Origin of the sequence: Vibrio sp. 10N.286.51.E5 (assembly GCF_041469125.1) — a bacterium.
Lineage (GTDB): Bacteria > Pseudomonadota > Gammaproteobacteria > Enterobacterales > Vibrionaceae > Vibrio > Vibrio crassostreae_C.
Window position 1 is genome coordinate 23715 of sequence record NZ_JBFRJZ010000033.1, and the last position, 16986, is coordinate 40700.

A 16986-nucleotide genomic window follows, 5' to 3' on the forward strand; every position below is an offset into this window, starting at 1 on the left:
AGTTATAGTTAAACCAATCAGAGTTATCAAGAAATGACCGCTACATACGTTGCTCGACAACCTATCTTAAATCGCAAGAGGAATACACTCGGCTATGAGTTGTTATTTCGCGATGGAGAAAAGAATGCGTACCCAGCGCATATTGAGTCTAATCGAGCAACGTATCGTCTGATTGTTGAGAACTTCTTGTCTGTTGGTCTTAACCCTTCTATTCCATCTTCACGCTGCTTTATCAACTTCCCTTATCAAAGTTTGATTCGTCGACTGCCCTTAAGTTTGCCGAAAGATAAGGTGGTGGTAGAGATTCTGGAAACCTGTAAACCAACAGATGAATTGTTGGAAGCGGTTAAAGACCTTTACCAAGCGGGTTACATGATTGCCCTAGATGATTTTACTTCGACCCCAGAATGGGAACGTTTCCTTAAATACACGCATATCGTAAAGCTCGATATTATGCAGATGGGTTTGGATGAAGCGTGTGATTTGGTTAGGGCGCATCAAGGGAAAAAGTTTAGCTTTTTGGCGGAGCGCGTTGAGACCGAACAAGAATTCCAGCAAGCCAAAGAGGCTGGCTTTAAGTTTTTCCAAGGTTACTTTTTCAATAAACCGGAAATCATCAAGAGTAAATACATTAGCCCTGAGCAAGTGATTGCTATGGAGCTGTTTCAAGAAGTGTGTAAGCCCGATGTGGACTTTCAACGGGTGGAGAGCATTGTCGCGAAAGATGTGGCGCTCTCATATAAGCTGCTGCGTTTTGTGAATACTATGTCGCCGCGCCTTGAAGTTACCATCTCTTCTTTTCGTCAGGCTTTGGTATATCTAGGTCAAGAGAAACTGAAAATGTTTGTCTCGTTAGCCGTCGCCTCTTATGTGTCCGATAAAAAGCCTAAAGAGCTGTATGGATTGTCTCTACAGCGTGCTCAGTTTTGTCAGCGTATGTCTCGCTATCAGGCATTTGAAGGGTATAGAGAACAGGCCTTTATGATTGGCTTATTCTCCTTGTTGGATGCTCTGTTGGACTTGTCGTTAGATAACTTAGTCGAGCAGTTGCCGCTGTGTAAAAGTATCAAGGTTGCTCTATTACGTAGAGAAGGGCCATATGGTACCTTGCTCGCACTTGAAGAGAGCTTTGAGCATGCCGATTGGCAACAGATTGATGAGCACTGCGCCGATTTAGGATTAAGCGTGGATCAGGTGAAAACGGAGCTTACTGAAGCGCGCCGTTGGAGCCATACCGTGACCAACAAGCTCTGATATTTCTTCGTTAAACTTTTATGACAATTGAAACGCACGCCTTGACGTGCGTTTTTTTATATCTAAGATATGCGCATATCCATATATGAGTATGTTTTTATGCTTCCTCACCAATTTTTTAAATTACTGTCCGATGAAACGCGAGTGCGTTGCTTAATGTTGATAGTTCGCAATGAGTGCTTATCGGTTGGTGAGTTGACTCAGGCATTGCAAGAAAGTCAGCCAAAGGTTTCACGCCATCTTGCGCAGCTGCGTTCAAACGGTGTTTTGATTGATGTTCGCCAGGGGCAGTGGGTGTTTTACCGCCTGTCACAAGATTTACCAGGTTGGATGCTAAAGTTAATTGACGACCTTATTGCATCGAACTGTTTGAAAACTGAATACCAGCAAGATATTGAGCGCTTAGAGTCGATGAACTCACGCCCAGTATGTTGCGTTTAAATACATTAAAACTTAATGCCGAAATAGTTGTAGTTGCAGCTAGGCGACAAGTGAACTTATCCCTATGAGCATAGTGGCTCTATGTAATTAGGGCGGCCGGCGCTCCGGTAAGTGAACGTAGTCAACAACGCTGCGGCTTCAAATATGAAGGCAATTAACTGAGAGAACAGAAAATGACAGTCAAAGTAGGTATTAATGGTTTTGGTCGTATCGGCCGTCTAGCACTTCGCGCAGCATTCGATTGGGATGAGCTAGAATTTGTTCAAATTAACGATGTTGCTGGCGACACAACAACACTGGCCCACCTTCTAGAATTTGATTCAGTTCAAGGTCGCTTTCACCACGAAGTAACTGCAGAAGGCGATGAGATGATCATTAATGGCCAGCGCATCAAGACCACACAAGAGCGCGACATCGATGCGATCGACTGGTCTGGTTGTGATGTGGTTATCGAAGCGACAGGTGTTCACCGTAAGACCTCTTTCCTAAACAAATACCTAGAGCAGGGCGTGAAACGTGTTGTGGTATCGGCGCCAGTGAAAGAAGAAGGCATCGCAAACATCGTTGTTGGTGTGAATGACAATATCTTCGACCCTGCGGTACACAAAATCGTAACGGCAGCGTCTTGTACAACGAACTGTATCGCGCCAGTGGTTAAGGTGATCAACGAGAAGCTTGGTATCGAGAACGCAGCCTTCACCACTATTCACGATTTAACTAACACGCAAACTATTCTTGATGCGCCGCACAAAGACTTACGCCGCGCACGTGCATGTGGCATGAGTCTTATCCCAACAACGACGGGCAGCGCCAAAGCGATTGTTGAGATCTTCCCTGAGCTAGAAAACCGCATCAACGGCCACGCAGTTCGTGTACCGCTAGCGAACGCTTCTCTGACAGACATCATCTTCGAAGTGAAGCAAGACACCACGGCAGAAGAAGTTAACGCGATGCTGAAAGAAGCGTCTCAGAATGAACTAAAAGGTATTCTTGGCTTTGAAGAGCGTCCACTGGTTTCTATCGATTACAAAGGCGACCAACGCTCAACAATCGTGGATGCACTATCAACGATGTTGGTCGGTAAGCGCATGGTTAAGATCTACGCTTGGTACGACAATGAGATGGGTTACGCAACACGTACCGCTGAGCTTGTTCGTACCGTTGGCCTTGCTTAATAAGAATCTGGAGAAGATATAATGATACATCCAACATGGCAACTAGACCTAGACCTAGAGCAAGGTGCGCTAGTGCTTACTCCGTGCCCAGGCACAAAAGAAGCAACGCTTGATGCATCACTGGCTCAGCTAAAAGAGCAAGGCGTTGAAGCTATCGTGACAGCACTTGATGACCATGAGCTTGCAAGCAAAGACGTGGCGGCACTTGGTGAAAAAACACGTGCGTTAGGTATGCAATGGTTCCAGATCGAAATTGAAGACGACTGTGCACCGGGTGCTGGTTTTGCTGCGAAGTGGCAAGCAGCTAGCCCTGAGCTACATAACATCGTCGATAACGGCGGCAAGGTTGCAATGCATTGTATGGGCGGCTCTGGTCGCACTGGTTTGTTCGCAGCTCACCTACTGTTAGAAAAAGGCTGGGATTTGAGCAAGGTAGTTCAAGAGGTGCAGGCACTGCGTCCAGGTGCCTTCACTAAACCTATCCAGGTTGAATACATTAATGGCGTAGCGAATAGCTAATAGTCATCAGTGTTAGACAGGGAGCTTTTGGTCTCTGGAGTGTTGAACTTATCATGATCCAAAAGCTCTTTTTGTTTAGATTGCAGAGATAGCGTTATGTTTTCAAATCTAAGTAAGAGCGTTCGCCAATACATGTTGGTGACTTTTAACTACTGGAACTTCACCATTACTGATGGTGCACTTCGCATGTTGGTGGTTCTGTATTTTTACGACCTTGGCTACAGTTCGTTAGAAATCGCCTCACTGTTCCTTTTCTATGAATTCTTTGGTGTGGTGACTAACCTAATCGGTGGCTGGTTAGGGGCGCGTCTTGGCCTCAATAAGACCATGAACATTGGGTTAGGCATGCAAGTCGTCGCCTTGGGTATGCTCGCGGTGCCAACGGCAATGCTGACCATTCCTTGGGTCATGGCGGCGCAAGCCTTGTCTGGTATCGCTAAAGACCTCAATAAGATGAGTGCCAAGAGCTCAATTAAGACTCTGGTTCCTGATGAACAACAAGGCGCGCTTTATAAGTGGATTGCGATTCTGACCGGATCTAAGAATGCGCTTAAAGGGGCAGGCTTCTTTATTGGTGGTTTACTGCTTTCAACGATTGGCTTCCAATACGCCGTGCTCGCGATGGCAGCCGTGTTGGCATTGGTCTTCGTTGGCAGTGTGTTGAGCTTAGAAGCGGACATGGGCAAAGCGAAAACCAAGCCTAAGTTCAAACAGATCTTCTCTAAGTCTGAATCCATCAACATCCTATCCGCAGCACGTATGTTCCTGTTTGGCGCTCGTGATGTGTGGTTTGTGATTGCTTTGCCGATTTACCTAGGCAGTGTGTTTGGTTGGGATCACTCATGGGTTGGCGGTTTCTTAGCTGCTTGGACTATCGCTTATGGCTTTGTACAGGGCATAGCGCCGAAGATTACTGGTAAAGCTCAAGGTAAGGTGCCAGATGGCCATGCCGCGCTGTTATGGGCTGGTGCGCTGGCTATAGTGACCGCTGCTATCGCTTATGCGGTACAGATTGGCTGGCAACCCGAGTTAGTTATTATCGGTGGCTTGATGGTGTTTGGTGTCATCTTTGCGGTGAACTCATCACTTCACTCATATTTGATTGTGAGTTATGCGAAAGGCGATGGCGTTTCTCTTGATGTCGGTTTCTACTACATGGCAAACGCGATGGGCCGTTTGATTGGCACGATATTGTCGGGCTTGGTATTCCAAATGGCAGGTTTGTCTGCGTGTCTGTGGGTTTCCTTCGCATTCTTGGCGATAACGACGGTGATCTCTCTGCGTTTACCGAAAGTGCCGCAAATTTCAGCGGCATAAGCTTCAGCCACATGAGCCTCATTTGTGAGAGCTCAAGTCGCAGAAGCTAGAGTCGTATGAGCTAAATTCGCGATAAGTATCTCCTTTAACACTAAGCTGACTTGGTATTTATTCCGGTCAGCTTTTTTATTGCTATAGTAGAATGATTGAATATTAATCAGGCATTTACATGAAGCAGCGAATTCTCTTTTTTGATTTAGCACGATGTGTCGCGGCCGTAGCGGTTATCGCGATTCATGTTTTGGCGCCTTATCGCAATGAGTTGGGCACTATTCCTTTCGGTGAATGGCTTACTGCCATTACGGTAAACGGTTTCAGCCGCTGGGCAGTACCTGTGTTCATTTTGATTACTGGCGCACTGATGCTCAGTGATCAGCGCCCGTTTGACGCCAAATACTACCTCAAGCGTCGTTTGGGCAAGGTACTGATACCTTTCATTGTCTGGTCGCTTTTCTATACCTATCTGTCGGGCTGGTCAGCAATGGGCTTTGATGCCGACGTCAGTTGGGACGTGTTGCTTAATAGCTACCATCATTACACCTATTACCACCTTGGTTTCTTCTATTACTTCATCCCACTCTATTTTGTGATTCCGTTCTTGCAGATCATGGTTAGAAAGTACGGTGATAGATCGGTCTATGCCTTTACGGCGGTATGGTTGTTCACAACATTGCTGTTCTTACTGAAAATCGATGGCCCTTGGAGTCACGAATTGTGGTTGTACACCGGTTACTTACCATTGGGTTACTTGCTGTATAAGATTGTGCCACTTAACAAGATGACCGTTGGCGTGAGTGTGTTACTGGGTGGGCTAGCGTTACTAACCACGGTTTACATGGTGGTTGATGCAAGCTTGGTAGCAGAAGAGTACACGGTAGGGCGCTGGCTATCTTACAAAACGTTGAATACCGTATTAGCCGCGAGCATGGTGTTCATGGTATGCCGTTACTATGGTGAAGGCCTGTCTGAGAAGAGTGACCAAGTGGTTGGCTTTATCAGTAAGCACAGCTTAGGTATTTACCTGCTGCACCCGATTTTCTTGTGGCCGATGAAAGAGTTTGGTTGGTACCAAGGACATCCGGCATGGGTTATTCCATTATGGATTGTGATCAGCGGAGCTGGCGCATTATGGATGAGCTGGTTGGTGTCTAAGTCAGAGAAAACGCGTTGGTTATTGCCTTAGCGGTGATTGCTAAGGCTTTCTGATGGATTGCTTAGGGACGACAGTTGAAGCGGCTGACGTTTAGCGCTTCAACGCAAAGTGTAAGAACTTATCGCCTTGGTAGGTTAAGGTTCCTTTGTCGCCAGGGTTAAGGGCGTGGAAATAGTGGATGCCGACTTGGAATTCTCGCTTCGGACCAACCACACCACGTTGAACGTAAATCCAGTACTCTTGATCTTCTTGGCCCGGTTCTGCGTCAGGAAGGTCGATCGATTGTTTGTCTAACACCGTGACATTCACTTTCTTCTCTGGCGCATTTTCACCTTGTGAGTGTTTTCGATAGAAACCAATAAATACCCAAGCCGCTAGAGCAGCGAGAGCAAAGATGGCAAAAAAGAGTGAATTAGGCATATAACCTCCATGTAGTCGTGATGGTTATTCTAGTCTTTCAGGCAATAGGGATATGTGTTTAAAGCCGTTATTCGTGAACTGTTGTAAGCCAAGCTGATTATTTTTCGGCAGACATCACATTTAATGGTCAGTTTGGGATAAAGCATTGTTATTTATTGTCTCTTTCTCTCGTAAATAACAGTGATTTTGTATAAGAATAGGGAAATGCTCGACTAGAATTATAGTGTGGAGTGGGAGGGCTAAGATGACCGATATTGAAAAAGTGGTGACAAGAACTCGCAATATAGAGAAATTATTGAGGCTTCAATATCATGCCGAAGGCGAAGGATTGCATGAGCTTGTAACAAGCTGTGAAGAAAGGCTACCGCACGATATGGTGAGCAAGCTGCGCTATATCGCAACGTGTCGTAATAAGGTAGTCAATGAACATGAGGCTAAGTTGGGAGACCAACATAAGTTCATCATGATGTGTAACGACTGTGAGAAGGAGCTGACTCCACGTAGTGGTCGTTTTATCTGGCGAGTTGCGATCTTACTGATGATGGCAATGACTTTAGCTGCCGCAGGTTTCTATTATGCGAACTGGGATGTGCTAACACTGCATCTGTTTTCGAAGTGAAAAAATTGAACAAAAAAAGGGACGCTCATGGCGTCCCTTTTTTTATCTGTAACTTGCTTAGTACATCATCGGTAGTGTCATTAGACCTACAACTACCGCGATCATTACAAGTCCTTGTCTTTGCGAAGATGAAATCATAACACTACTCCTAAATTTGGTTGTCTCTCGCTATGTTTTAAAGAATAGCACTACTTATGGCTTTAGATCAAGAATTACTTTCGAAAGCTTTAAAAGTAGTAGAAAACTATGAGTTTTTGGCTTGTTTGGCAGTGTTTAACTGTGTTTTATGGTGTGTTCTTATTTTGTTCGTTGTGATTTATGTTTGTTCTAATTTGATTTAACTTGTTGTTTTGTAATGGTTGTTTTGTGTAATTTATATTGTTAAAGGTTGTTAAACTGTATTAATAGGGGCTGGTGGTGGCTAGGTTTGTTTTGGTTGGTTTTTTAAGTTTTCGACTTGGTTTTTGTGGCGGTTTTTACCGGGGGCTTGAAATAACCTGACAAAACTGGGATTTAAAAAAAGAAAACTGGCTACTTTACAAGTCTAGGCTTGGTTGGCGTTTTTATTTTCCTATTAATCTTGAGTTTCTTTGTTTAAGTTATTGTTATTGTTTGATTTAAAGGTGGTTATTTTAATTTTTCAAGTGTGGTATTTGACGGAATTAAGCCGATTTTGGTGAAGTCGATAGGTTAGAATTGGCCAAAACTCAAGTATGGCGACTCTAATGCCAGTTTGAATGGGTTTTATGATGATTCGTTCTAGTTTTAAACGAATGGCCATTGTCATGGTGGTAATTGTTACGACTTCAATCTAAAGAGACTCTTTTTAGTGGAAGCGTAATCAAGATCCAATTTTGAGGGGCTGAGGCTTTACATCAACACTCGTGTGCCTAGACTGGCGACGATTTAAAGCAATAGGGCAAGTGGTATGTGGAGTTGGTTAGCGGTTTCCTTATCTGGTATCGGAGCAATAGCAGGAACGAAACATGGACATATCGGTCAGGCCTTATCGTATAAGGTATTTACCTTTGTATTATTAGCGACCATTGCTTTAACTCAGTCGGTTGTGGCTGACTTTACCTATTGGATAGTTGCGGGGTTGGCTATCTCTGCGATCGCAGATGTGCTTCATACTCTCACTCAAAAACGCCCTCTGCATTTTGTCTGCTTCTTATTGGCTCAACTCTGTTACAGCAAAGCTTTTTGGTTACAGCTATCAGGTGAAATGGTTTGGTGGTTGTTCGCGCTGTTATTGGCAGCTTGCGTTGTTGCTTTCTTTTTACTGCTGCCACGCTTAGACAAACTCGTTTTTCCCGTGGTCATCATGGGCATTGTGCTTATTCAGTTAGCATGGGCTTCTGGTGAGGTTTGGCTGCTGGATCCTCAGTTATCACACGCGGTCGGTTTTGCTGGCTGTAGCGTGCTGCTCCTTTCGGCCTTAGCTTATGCGCTAAACAGTTACCGCAGCCCAATCAAGGGCGCTTACTTTTGGGTAACGGGCAGTTACTTTCTCGCACACGCATTCATCGTCGCATCGATTACTATTTAGGGTAGAGCTCTCTCAAGCCTGAGCTACATCAAAACGGCGTTGCTAAAACTCGGTACTCTACGTGTAATTCATTAAATATGAGATTGAGTTATGACGACTGAAATTCACGCACACAACGTTTTAAACCTGCTTAGTGAAAAGCCACTGACTCGCGAAGAGCTAACATTAGCGCTTGCTCAAACCTATGGCGAAGAAGCTCGCTTCCATACTTGTAAGCTCAATGGTCTGGATTTAGATAGCCTGTTGAAGTTTTTCTTGAAGATGGAAAAGGTTGTCGTTGTCGATGATAAGCTTTGCACTAACCGCGAACGTGTGTGTAACCACTAATTCCCAGAGATTTGGTTTTTAGAGCCTTTTGGCTTTTATCGATAAGAAGAGTGGATGCGACGTTTCGGCTTCACTCTTTAAATTCTCTTTTTCCTTTTTCCTTTCTATTTGCTCTCGCAAAATTCCCTTCTAATTACATAAGTTAATCCTTTTATTACTGCGTTCGAAAATCAATGTTGAGGCTGCTATACTCCGCGCACTTACGCTTTTCGAGACAAACTTATGGAAATTTTATCTGCAGCAACCATGCTGTTTCTTATTATGGACCCGCTTGGCAATCTACCAATCGTGCTCTCTATCCTTAAGCATATTGATCCGAAGCGTCGCCGTATTGTTCTTGTTCGTGAACTGATGTTTGCGCTGGTTATCCTGCTGTTGTTCTTGTTTGCTGGTCAAAGCATCATGAACTTCCTGCACGTGCAGCCTGAAACCTTGAGTATCTCTGGCGGTATTATTCTATTCATCATTGCGATTAAGATGATTTTCCCAAGTGCGGGTAGTATTACTGGACTCGCGGCGGGTGAAGAACCGTTTATTGTGCCGATGGCGATCCCAATGATTGCTGGCCCTTCAGTGATTGCGGCATTGATTCTGTTGTCGACACAGCACCCTGACAATATGTTAGAGCTTTCAGGCGCAGTGATGCTGGCTTGGGGTGCTACCTTCTTTATTCTGATGTTTAATGGCTTCTTCCTGCGAGTGCTGGGAGAGAGAGGTCTTAAAGCCATCGAACGCTTGATGGGCTTGTTGTTGGTTATGCTGTCGACGCAAATGTTCCTCGATGGTGTGAAAGGCTACATGGGCTAACATCAATATCATTGCTGAATAAAAAAACGCCGCTCAAATGAGCGGCGTTTTTGTCTCTACTGTTTCTGTCATGATGTTTTCTGTAGCTAAGCGTTTTATATCTGGGCTTAAGCTCGATTACATCATGTGTTTGCGTCGGATATCGAGTAAGGCGAAGACACCGAAAATCAATATTGACCACTTCTCCCAACGTGACATCTCGATCTTGTCGCCGAAAGCACCGATGAAAATCAGCATCTGCAGGCCGTGCATGAAGAACAAGAATGCTGTCATGATATAAAGCGCAATCGCAGCATTACCCGGGAACGGGTAGAAAATATTTACGATTAAGATAAACCAAACAAAGGCGATAGCGGCTTTTGCTAGTGGAAGCAAGAACTTCATTCAATAACTCCTATTCTTCAGTGATTCGATTGAACAGTCGGTAGCTTGACTGTCCGGTGGTCTTGTCGCGATGCAATTCCCAGTTCTCTGGCATAGCTTCGAGTTTCAGTTCTTTCTCTGTCTCGACGTAAATGATGGCATTGTCTGCAAGCCAACCGTTACTCTCAAGCAGTTGTACTGTTTCTGCCAGTAAGCCTTTGCGAAATGGTGGATCAAGGAAAACCATATCGTAAGGCGTGCCCGGTTTCTTAAGGAAAGAGATAGCATCAGTATTCACGACATTAATGTTGTCTGCCTTGAGCTCTTTCGCGTTATCAGAAAGCTGTTTAGCCGCCTTTTGATTCATTTCGAGCAGTGTCACCATTTTGGCTTGGCGAGAAGCTGCTTCAAAACCTAGACCGCCAGAACCGGCAAATACATCCAAGCAAGTTGAATGTGGGATATCTTGAGCCACCCAGTTAAAGAGTGTTTCTTTTACTCGGTCAATGGTTGGGCGTAATCCTTCTAAATCATGAACAGGCAGCTTTCTACCTCTCCATGAGCCACTAATAATTCGAACAAAGCCTCCGGATGGCTTTTTTTGTGATGTGTTTTGCTGGCGACGTCTTACCATAGATTTTTTGACCGCTAATAAAGTGATACTATACCGAGCCCAATTTAAGTGGGTTCGTGTATTAAATAAATTTGCAATGACAAAGTGTATCAAGCTAAAAGCAAACTTATCACTGCTTTGTCATTTTTCTTTACTATTCGTTTGTACAAGCTTGTATTGTATAACAATAGCAAAGAGTCGACGTGTATTAAGTCAATACAGCTAATTAGTAGATCTAGGAAACTCCTCTGATGACGGAAAAAAAGAAGCGCGGATTATTATCGTGGCTTGGTTTTGGTGAAGAAGAACAAAGCCCAAAAACTCAGAATGAAGCGAACGTAGAAAGCGTTGAAGATCAAACTGAAGTTGAATCACAAGTTGAGGCTGAACAGGTCGCGCCTGAAGCTGAACAAGTTAAGCCAACTGAATCTGAGCAAGCGCTTGAAGAAGCTCAACAAGAGCAGCAACCTGTCGCAGCAGAAGCAGAAGCAGAAGCAGAAGCAGAAGCAGAAGCAGAAGCAGAAGCAGAAGCAGAACAGGAAGAAGTGGCAGTTCCTCAAGCTAAGGTTGAAGAAGTACAAGAGAAGCCGACAGAAAGCTTCTTTGCTCGTCTTAAGCGCAGCCTAAGCCGCACTAAAGCAAACATCGGTGCTGGTTTCTTTGGTCTGTTCAAAGGCAAGCAAATCGATGAAGACCTGTTTGAAGAGCTAGAAGAGCAACTTCTGATTGCTGACGTGGGTATGAATACCACGGTTAAGATCATTGAAAACCTGACAGAAAAAGCATCTCGCAATGACCTAAAAGACGGTGAAGCGCTTTATGGTCTGCTCAAAGAAGAGATGGCAGACATCTTAAGCCAAGTGGAACAGCCACTGGTTGTTGATACCACTAAAACACCTTACGTTATCTTAATGGTGGGTGTGAACGGTGTAGGTAAGACAACTACGATCGGTAAGCTGGCGAAACAATTCCAAAATGAAGGCAAGAAAGTGATGCTAGCAGCGGGTGATACCTTCCGTGCTGCAGCCGTTGAACAGCTTCAGGTTTGGGGTCAGCGTAACGATGTGCCAGTTATCGCTCAACACACTGGTGCGGACAGTGCGTCTGTTATCTACGATGCGATTGAAGCAGCGAAGGCTCGTGGTGTTGATGTTGTGATTGCTGATACAGCCGGTCGTTTGCAGAACAAGAGCAACCTGATGGAAGAGCTACGCAAGATCGTTCGTGTAATGAAGAAGATTGATGACTCTGCGCCACACGAAATCATGCTAACGCTCGATGCAGGTACAGGTCAGAACGCTATCAGCCAAGCGAAGTTGTTCAGTGAAGTGGCTCCAGTTACGGGTATTACACTGACTAAGCTAGATGGTACGGCGAAAGGTGGTGTAATTTTCTCAATTGCTGACCAGTTCCAGATTCCAATCCGCTACATTGGTGTGGGTGAAGGTATTGATGACCTGCGTCCATTTGAATCTAAAGACTTCATTGAAGCACTATTTAGCCGCGAAGAGTAACGCGAGTAGCAAAGTGGTTTATCCTTAATCTGCTACCGTTTTTAAATTTGATATTAGTGATCGTAAGAGGAATTTTCGGTGATCAAATTTCAGCAAGTGAGTAAAGCCTACCGAGGTGGAAGACAAGCGCTCCAAAAAGTGGACTTTCACCTGAAACGTGGAGAGATGGCTTTTTTGGGTGGGCACTCTGGGGCTGGTAAAAGTACCTTGCTGAAGTTGATCTGCGCGATAGAGCGTCCAACTGATGGACGTGTCTGGTTCAACGATCACGATATCACTCGTATCCCAGCCAAAGACATTCCTTTCTTACGCCGTAATATTGGGATTGTTTTTCAAGACCATCGCCTGCTGATGGACCGTTCGATTTTCGATAACGTCGCTCTGCCTATGCGTATTGAATCTATTTCTGAAAACGAAATAAAACGCCGAGTCAGTGCTGCGTTGGATAAAACCGGTTTATTAGATAAAGCCCGTTGTTTGCCAAGCCAACTTTCTGGTGGTGAACAACAACGCGTGGGTATTGCTCGCGCCGTGGTTAACCGTCCAACTCTGCTTTTAGCCGATGAGCCTACCGGTAATCTAGACCCTGAATTATCTAACCGTGTGTTGCGATTATTTGAAGAATTCAACCGCGCAGGTGTGACGATCATCCTAGCGACGCATGATATCGGGTTAGTGAACACTCGCCCTCAGTACCGCCATCTTGAATTAAACCAAGGATTTTTGAGTGAGGTTGAAGACTATGGCCGCGAATAAGCGCATCAAAAAACCTCAATCTAATCGAGCAGCAAACCGCGCTTCAAGCGACGGCTTCTTTGTTGTTCACTGGAAACAAGCCAAGTCATCGTTCTCGCAAATGTGGCAGCGCCCGTTAGGCAACTTACTGACCCTTGCGGTGATCTCTATGGCGTTGGCGATGCCAGCTTGTTTGTACCTATTAGGTAAAAATGTAGGGGAAGTGGCGCAAGATGTCACTAGCCCGTCACAAATAAGTGCTTATGTAGAGGATGGTATTCCTGAGCCACGAGTAATGGTGCTTAAGGATGAAATCGAAAGTTGGGATCAAGTTGAGCTCGTGGAGTACATTTCTCCGCAGCAAGGGCTTGCAGACCTCAGCCAGTATTCTGGTTTTGAAGACGCCCTAACCATTCTCGACGATTATTCACTGCCAGGTGTGCTGGTGATTACGCCAAGCGTGCACAGCGATACCTTAATTAAAGAGCTGGCAGGCACAGTTAAACAACAAGAATTAGTGACCGATGTTCGCCTAGACGAAGATTGGTTAGCGCGATTAGATGCGATCAAAGCATTAGCGGCTGTCATCGTGATTACCTTAACGGTATTGATGCTGGGCGCGGTATTTCTGATTATCGGCAATACACTACGATTTAATGTGTTGGCGCATAAAGAAGAGATTCAAACCATGAAGCTGATTGGTGCGACCGACAGCTACATTCTTCGACCATACCTTTATGCTGGGATGTGGTTTGGCGTTTTAGGTTCGATTAGCGCTTGGGTAATGACGGCATTGATTACCGTATTGCTGAACAGCGCGGTGGATGACTTGGCTCAGCTATACGACAGCCACTTCCGTTTAATTGGCCTGAGTTGGGATGAATCTTTACTGCTTTTGATCGTCGGAACTCTGCTTGGTAGTGTGGCTGCAAAGCTTTCTGCACAGCGTCACCTAAAAGAAATTGAACCAGTTTAGGTGAATAGAGTCATATTTAGACGAAAAATAGGCACTTCTTAACCAGTTTTTGCCTTGTATAGACGAATTGATTATGCATAATTACTTCCCCCTCCTTGAAACCTGTTCATTTTAGGTTCAAGATTGTAGGGTTTTAATAGATGTATTACTCCAGATCAGAGATTGATGAGGAACCGAATGGCAAACCAAGCGTATCAAATGGCTTTAGTCACACAAGATAGTTTAGATAGCTATATCCGCTCAGCGAACAGCTACCCTATGCTGACTCCTGAAGAGGAACGTGGACTTGCAGAGCGATTACATTACAAAGGTGAGATCGACGCTGCGAAAGGCTTGATCCTTTCCCACCTAAGATTCGTGGTGCACGTTGCAAGAGGCTACTCTGGCTACGGGCTACCAATGGCTGATCTCGTCCAAGAAGGTAACATCGGCTTGATGAAGGCTGTTAAGCGCTTCAATCCAGAAGTTGGTGTTCGTCTCGTCTCGTTTGCTGTTCACTGGATCAAAGCTGAAATCCATGAATACGTTCTACGTAACTGGCGTATCGTTAAAATTGCGACCACTAAGGCACAGCGTAAACTGTTCTTTAACCTTCGTAAGTCTAAAAAGCGTTTGGGTTGGTTCAATAACGGTGAAGTTGAGACGGTTGCTCGTGAACTGGGTGTTGAGCCTTCAGAAGTTCGTGAGATGGAATCTCGCTTAGCAGCACAAGATGCGACGTTTGAAGCGCCTATGGACGATGACGATGGCGGTTCTGCTTACACTGCTCCAGTTTACTACCTAGAAGACAAGGCGTCAGACGTTGCTGAGACGGTTGAAGCGGCTAACTGGGAGTCACACACCAATAATCGCCTAGGGCTAGCACTAGCAAGCTTAGACGAGCGTAGCCAACACATTGTTCGCTCACGTTGGTTAGACGACAACAAGGCAACCCTGCAAGACTTAGCGGATACCTACAGTATATCAGCTGAGCGTGTTCGCCAGTTAGAAAAGAATGCGATGAAGAAATTGAAACAAGCCGTTGGTGATTTCTAATAGCATCTAGTTTCTATTAGCTTCTACTTTCTAGTAGAGCTAACAAATAGCTGAATTTTGAAAAGGCCGAGATCGAGAGATCTCGGCCTTTTTGTTTTGGATCGATTTCTCAACTTTTGCGATCGAAATTTGCAAAATGATTTTGTGGATAACTCTGTGAGAAGTTTATTCGTCAGCTATCTAAAAGCAGTGTGTAGTAAGGCTTTGACGGGGTTTTTCGAGTGGGGATATGTTTCAGTTAACCCACAGTTAGATCAGGATCATTACTACATGTTGTGGATCTATTTTTGAAAAGACACTTTATTCACGCAATTCACAGATTTATCCACAAATGGTGTAAAAGTGATCGCTGGTGGATAACCTTATTAAGTGGATGTGAATGTTAGCCTTGGGATAGGTTACAATGGCAGCAAAGTAAATCAGTATAAAAAGAGAAAGTCATGGACCAGTTTAAACATATCGATGTTAAAGGCGCTCAAGCCCTCATCGAACAAGGCGAAGCTCGACTTGTCGATATACGTGACCCGCAGTCTTTTGCGGTTGCCCACCCAAAAACAGCCTACCACCTGACTAACGATACGATGGTGTCATTCATGGATGAGGTTGAGTTCGAACAACCTATCTTAGTGATGTGCTACCACGGCATCAGTAGCCAAGGTGCGGCACAATATTTAGTGAACCAAGGCTTTGAAGAGGTATATAGTGTTGATGGTGGTTTCGAAGCTTGGCATCGTGCTGAACTTCCAGTGATCGCAGGTTAATGACTTTCATCACCTGAACCGCCTCAAGCATCCCTCATAGAATGAATAGGAAGTAACAATGATTAGATTGATGGTGTTAGACAATCCACGTCTTGCTCAAGCATTTATTGATTATATGGCCTCTCGTCAGATCCCTATTCAGATGTCTCCAGAGGGAGAAGGGCGTTTTGCTCTTTGGCTTCTTGATGGCCAATTTCAGGTTGAAACCGAAGCTGAGCTGAATCGTTTTCTGGCTGAGCCCAATCATAAGCGCTATCAAGCTGCATCTTGGGACATGGCAGAGACCAGAAAGAGCAACTTCCATTACCACACGCCAAGCTTCATGGGCATGATCAAAGCCAAAGCAGGCCCAGTGACACTAAGCCTGATGTTGGTGTGTGTGGTGATTTTTGCGCTGCAACAGATCGGTTTTGGCCAAGCTATTTTCAATGCCCTACATTTCCCAGCGGTGGATGGACAGCAATGGCAGCTGTGGCGTTGGTTGAGTCATGCCGTTCTACATTTCTCTGTTATGCACATCGCATTTAATATTTTGTGGTGGTGGCAGCTAGGTGGAGACATTGAGAAGAAACTTGGCAGCCTCAAGCTACTTCAGATCTTTGCTGTCTCTTCTGCGCTTTCAGGTGCTGGGCAGTATTGGGTTGAAGGGGCGAACTTCGGTGGTTTGTCTGGTGTTGTGTATGCCTTGGTTGGTTACTTATGGGTGGTTGGTGCGAAGGCGCCACAACTTGGTTTAGGTATCCCAAGACAGATTGTCGGCTTTATGTTGGTGTGGTTGGTGCTTGGGTACATGCAGCCATTTATGGCTATCGCCAATACGGCGCATTTAGCTGGTCTAGCCGCTGGTGTGATTATTGGCTTTATCGATGCGATGAAAGCACCAAGCTCGGCAAGAAGCTAATTCATATCTTCTAATGAGTAGCCAAACGATAGAGACAAAAAAAGCGGTCAGATGAGCCGCTTTTTTATTGGGATTCGTTTTACATCATTACTGATAAAGGTATTTGGTAAACAGTAAGTCAGCAATCAGGGTTTTACCTGTCTCTGGAAGCAAAATCTTGTTGAGGTGTTCAACTAAGGATTTTCTTAAGTCTTCACGGCCAGATAGAGATTTAATGGTTTCTTCGTTTTGTTTGCCAAGCAATTCAATCACCGCATCGCGAATCAGTGGTTGGTGATGCTCAATAGCGGCCAAGTCGCTACTATTTGCCACCATGATGTCGAGGCGAACCTGAATGTAGCCCAGTTTTTTACCTTTAGTGTAAAAATTGGTGGTCAGGTCTGGCTCTAGCGTGAAGTAGGCGAGTTTAGCTGCCGACTCCTCTTCCGCGAAACTTGATGCTGAAAAGAGTAGGGTAATCGCAAGAAATATTTGGGCTACATAACGTTTGTGCATATTTGTGACTTT

General features: G+C 44.9%; 20 protein-coding genes. 16 read left to right on the top strand and 4 right to left on the bottom strand.

Annotation, left to right across the window (positions count from 1 at the left end):
- Positions 1-33 precede the first annotated feature (33 nt).
- From AB4161_RS12840 to AB4161_RS12865, 6 genes are all read left to right on the top strand, one after another.
- Positions 34-1254, top strand: a complete 1221-nt coding sequence (locus tag AB4161_RS12840; protein ID WP_017061025.1) for an EAL and HDOD domain-containing protein — start codon at positions 34-36, stop codon at positions 1252-1254.
- A gap of 99 nt (positions 1255-1353) precedes the next feature.
- Positions 1354-1695 (top strand): metalloregulator ArsR/SmtB family transcription factor, encoded by a 342-nt coding sequence (locus AB4161_RS12845; protein WP_017063763.1) that lies wholly within the window; start codon positions 1354-1356, stop codon positions 1693-1695.
- A 173-nt stretch (positions 1696-1868) separates the two neighbouring features.
- Positions 1869-2870 carry an ArsJ-associated glyceraldehyde-3-phosphate dehydrogenase gene (locus AB4161_RS12850; RefSeq protein ID WP_017061027.1) on the top strand — a complete coding sequence of 334 codons (1002 nt, stop codon included), beginning with the start codon at positions 1869-1871 and terminating at the stop codon, positions 2868-2870.
- A 21-nt stretch (positions 2871-2891) separates the two neighbouring features.
- Positions 2892-3389 (top strand): cyclin-dependent kinase inhibitor 3 family protein, encoded by a 498-nt coding sequence (locus tag AB4161_RS12855; protein ID WP_136974440.1) that lies wholly within the window; start codon positions 2892-2894, stop codon positions 3387-3389.
- Positions 3390-3485: 96 nt separating this feature from the next.
- Positions 3486-4706 carry an organoarsenical effux MFS transporter ArsJ gene (arsJ, locus tag AB4161_RS12860; RefSeq protein WP_029235838.1) on the top strand — a complete coding sequence of 407 codons (1221 nt, stop codon included), beginning with the start codon at positions 3486-3488 and terminating at the stop codon, positions 4704-4706.
- 169 nt (positions 4707-4875) lie between these two features.
- Positions 4876-5889: an acyltransferase gene (locus AB4161_RS12865; RefSeq protein WP_372083418.1), complete on the top strand. Its 1014-nt coding sequence runs from the start codon at positions 4876-4878 to the stop codon at positions 5887-5889.
- A 60-nt stretch (positions 5890-5949) separates the two neighbouring features.
- Here AB4161_RS12865 and AB4161_RS12870 read toward each other — a convergent pair whose 3' ends face one another.
- Positions 5950-6279, bottom strand: a complete 330-nt coding sequence (locus AB4161_RS12870; RefSeq protein ID WP_017061032.1) for a DUF2500 domain-containing protein — start codon at positions 6277-6279, stop codon at positions 5950-5952.
- Positions 6280-6523: 244 nt separating this feature from the next.
- Between AB4161_RS12870 and AB4161_RS12875 the strand changes: the two genes are divergently transcribed.
- The 4 genes from AB4161_RS12875 (at position 6524) to AB4161_RS12890 (ending at position 9581) form a co-directional block, all read left to right on the top strand.
- A complete protein-coding gene (locus tag AB4161_RS12875) occupies positions 6524-6898 on the top strand; it encodes a DUF4145 domain-containing protein (protein WP_372083419.1) in 375 nt (124 codons plus the stop codon).
- 928 nt (positions 6899-7826) lie between these two features.
- A complete protein-coding gene (locus AB4161_RS12880; protein ID WP_017061033.1) occupies positions 7827-8447 on the top strand; it encodes a lysoplasmalogenase in 621 nt (206 codons plus the stop codon).
- Between the two features lie 90 nt (positions 8448-8537).
- Positions 8538-8774 carry a YecH family metal-binding protein gene (locus AB4161_RS12885; RefSeq protein ID WP_017066763.1) on the top strand — a complete coding sequence of 79 codons (237 nt, stop codon included), beginning with the start codon at positions 8538-8540 and terminating at the stop codon, positions 8772-8774.
- A 222-nt stretch (positions 8775-8996) separates the two neighbouring features.
- Positions 8997-9581 carry a YhgN family NAAT transporter gene (locus AB4161_RS12890; protein ID WP_017063768.1) on the top strand — a complete coding sequence of 195 codons (585 nt, stop codon included), beginning with the start codon at positions 8997-8999 and terminating at the stop codon, positions 9579-9581.
- Between the two features lie 117 nt (positions 9582-9698).
- Here AB4161_RS12890 and AB4161_RS12895 read toward each other — a convergent pair whose 3' ends face one another.
- Both AB4161_RS12895 and rsmD read right to left on the bottom strand, forming a co-directional pair.
- Positions 9699-9965 (bottom strand): DUF1145 domain-containing protein, encoded by a 267-nt coding sequence (locus tag AB4161_RS12895; protein WP_016784000.1) that lies wholly within the window; start codon positions 9963-9965, stop codon positions 9699-9701.
- A gap of 10 nt (positions 9966-9975) precedes the next feature.
- Positions 9976-10578 carry a 16S rRNA (guanine(966)-N(2))-methyltransferase RsmD gene (gene rsmD, locus AB4161_RS12900; protein ID WP_017061036.1) on the bottom strand — a complete coding sequence of 201 codons (603 nt, stop codon included), beginning with the start codon at positions 10576-10578 and terminating at the stop codon, positions 9976-9978.
- A gap of 230 nt (positions 10579-10808) precedes the next feature.
- Between rsmD and ftsY the strand changes: the two genes are divergently transcribed.
- From ftsY to glpG, 6 genes are all read left to right on the top strand, one after another.
- Positions 10809-12071: a signal recognition particle-docking protein FtsY gene (gene ftsY / locus AB4161_RS12905; RefSeq protein ID WP_104216375.1), complete on the top strand. Its 1263-nt coding sequence runs from the start codon at positions 10809-10811 to the stop codon at positions 12069-12071.
- A gap of 78 nt (positions 12072-12149) precedes the next feature.
- Positions 12150-12827 carry a cell division ATP-binding protein FtsE gene (gene ftsE / locus AB4161_RS12910; RefSeq protein ID WP_004736585.1) on the top strand — a complete coding sequence of 226 codons (678 nt, stop codon included), beginning with the start codon at positions 12150-12152 and terminating at the stop codon, positions 12825-12827.
- Positions 12814-13782, top strand: coding sequence for a permease-like cell division protein FtsX (gene ftsX / locus AB4161_RS12915; RefSeq protein WP_017061038.1), 969 nt, complete (start codon positions 12814-12816; stop codon positions 13780-13782). The genes ftsE and ftsX overlap by 14 nt, the downstream gene beginning before the upstream one ends.
- A gap of 177 nt (positions 13783-13959) precedes the next feature.
- Entirely contained in the window at positions 13960-14817 is an 858-nt protein-coding gene (gene rpoH / locus AB4161_RS12920) for an RNA polymerase sigma factor RpoH (RefSeq protein ID WP_017055518.1), read from the top strand.
- Between the two features lie 440 nt (positions 14818-15257).
- On the top strand, positions 15258-15578 hold the full coding sequence (gene glpE, locus AB4161_RS12925) for a thiosulfate sulfurtransferase GlpE (protein WP_017061039.1): 321 nt from the start codon (positions 15258-15260) through the stop codon (positions 15576-15578).
- A gap of 58 nt (positions 15579-15636) precedes the next feature.
- Positions 15637-16479 (top strand): rhomboid family intramembrane serine protease GlpG, encoded by an 843-nt coding sequence (glpG, locus tag AB4161_RS12930; RefSeq protein WP_017063770.1) that lies wholly within the window; start codon positions 15637-15639, stop codon positions 16477-16479.
- 87 nt (positions 16480-16566) lie between these two features.
- On the opposite strand, the gene AB4161_RS12935 is transcribed toward glpG, so the two are convergent.
- Complete coding sequence (locus AB4161_RS12935; protein WP_017063771.1) at positions 16567-16974, bottom strand: flagellar basal body-associated protein FliL; 408 nt, start codon at positions 16972-16974, stop codon at positions 16567-16569.
- Between the last annotated feature and the right edge of the window lie 12 nt (positions 16975-16986).

Coding starts and splice junctions, on each gene's coding strand:
- glpG (WP_017063770.1), top strand. CDS start 15,637: ATGATTAGATTGATGGTGTTAGACAATCCACGTCTTGCTCAAGCATTT.
- glpE (WP_017061039.1), top strand. CDS start 15,258: ATGGACCAGTTTAAACATATCGATGTTAAAGGCGCTCAAGCCCTCATC.
- AB4161_RS12865 (WP_372083418.1), top strand. CDS start 4,876: ATGAAGCAGCGAATTCTCTTTTTTGATTTAGCACGATGTGTCGCGGCC.
- AB4161_RS12855 (WP_136974440.1), top strand. CDS start 2,892: ATGATACATCCAACATGGCAACTAGACCTAGACCTAGAGCAAGGTGCG.
- rpoH (WP_017055518.1), top strand. CDS start 13,960: ATGGCAAACCAAGCGTATCAAATGGCTTTAGTCACACAAGATAGTTTA.
- AB4161_RS12875 (WP_372083419.1), top strand. CDS start 6,524: ATGACCGATATTGAAAAAGTGGTGACAAGAACTCGCAATATAGAGAAA.
- AB4161_RS12935 (WP_017063771.1), bottom strand. CDS start 16,974: ATGCACAAACGTTATGTAGCCCAAATATTTCTTGCGATTACCCTACTC.
- AB4161_RS12870 (WP_017061032.1), bottom strand. CDS start 6,279: ATGCCTAATTCACTCTTTTTTGCCATCTTTGCTCTCGCTGCTCTAGCG.
- AB4161_RS12885 (WP_017066763.1), top strand. CDS start 8,538: ATGACGACTGAAATTCACGCACACAACGTTTTAAACCTGCTTAGTGAA.
- arsJ (WP_029235838.1), top strand. CDS start 3,486: ATGTTTTCAAATCTAAGTAAGAGCGTTCGCCAATACATGTTGGTGACT.
- AB4161_RS12895 (WP_016784000.1), bottom strand. CDS start 9,965: ATGAAGTTCTTGCTTCCACTAGCAAAAGCCGCTATCGCCTTTGTTTGG.
- ftsX (WP_017061038.1), top strand. CDS start 12,814: ATGGCCGCGAATAAGCGCATCAAAAAACCTCAATCTAATCGAGCAGCA.
- AB4161_RS12890 (WP_017063768.1), top strand. CDS start 8,997: ATGGAAATTTTATCTGCAGCAACCATGCTGTTTCTTATTATGGACCCG.
- AB4161_RS12840 (WP_017061025.1), top strand. CDS start 34: ATGACCGCTACATACGTTGCTCGACAACCTATCTTAAATCGCAAGAGG.
- rsmD (WP_017061036.1), bottom strand. CDS start 10,578: ATGGTAAGACGTCGCCAGCAAAACACATCACAAAAAAAGCCATCCGGA.
- ftsY (WP_104216375.1), top strand. CDS start 10,809: ATGACGGAAAAAAAGAAGCGCGGATTATTATCGTGGCTTGGTTTTGGT.
- AB4161_RS12880 (WP_017061033.1), top strand. CDS start 7,827: ATGTGGAGTTGGTTAGCGGTTTCCTTATCTGGTATCGGAGCAATAGCA.
- AB4161_RS12850 (WP_017061027.1), top strand. CDS start 1,869: ATGACAGTCAAAGTAGGTATTAATGGTTTTGGTCGTATCGGCCGTCTA.
- AB4161_RS12845 (WP_017063763.1), top strand. CDS start 1,354: ATGCTTCCTCACCAATTTTTTAAATTACTGTCCGATGAAACGCGAGTG.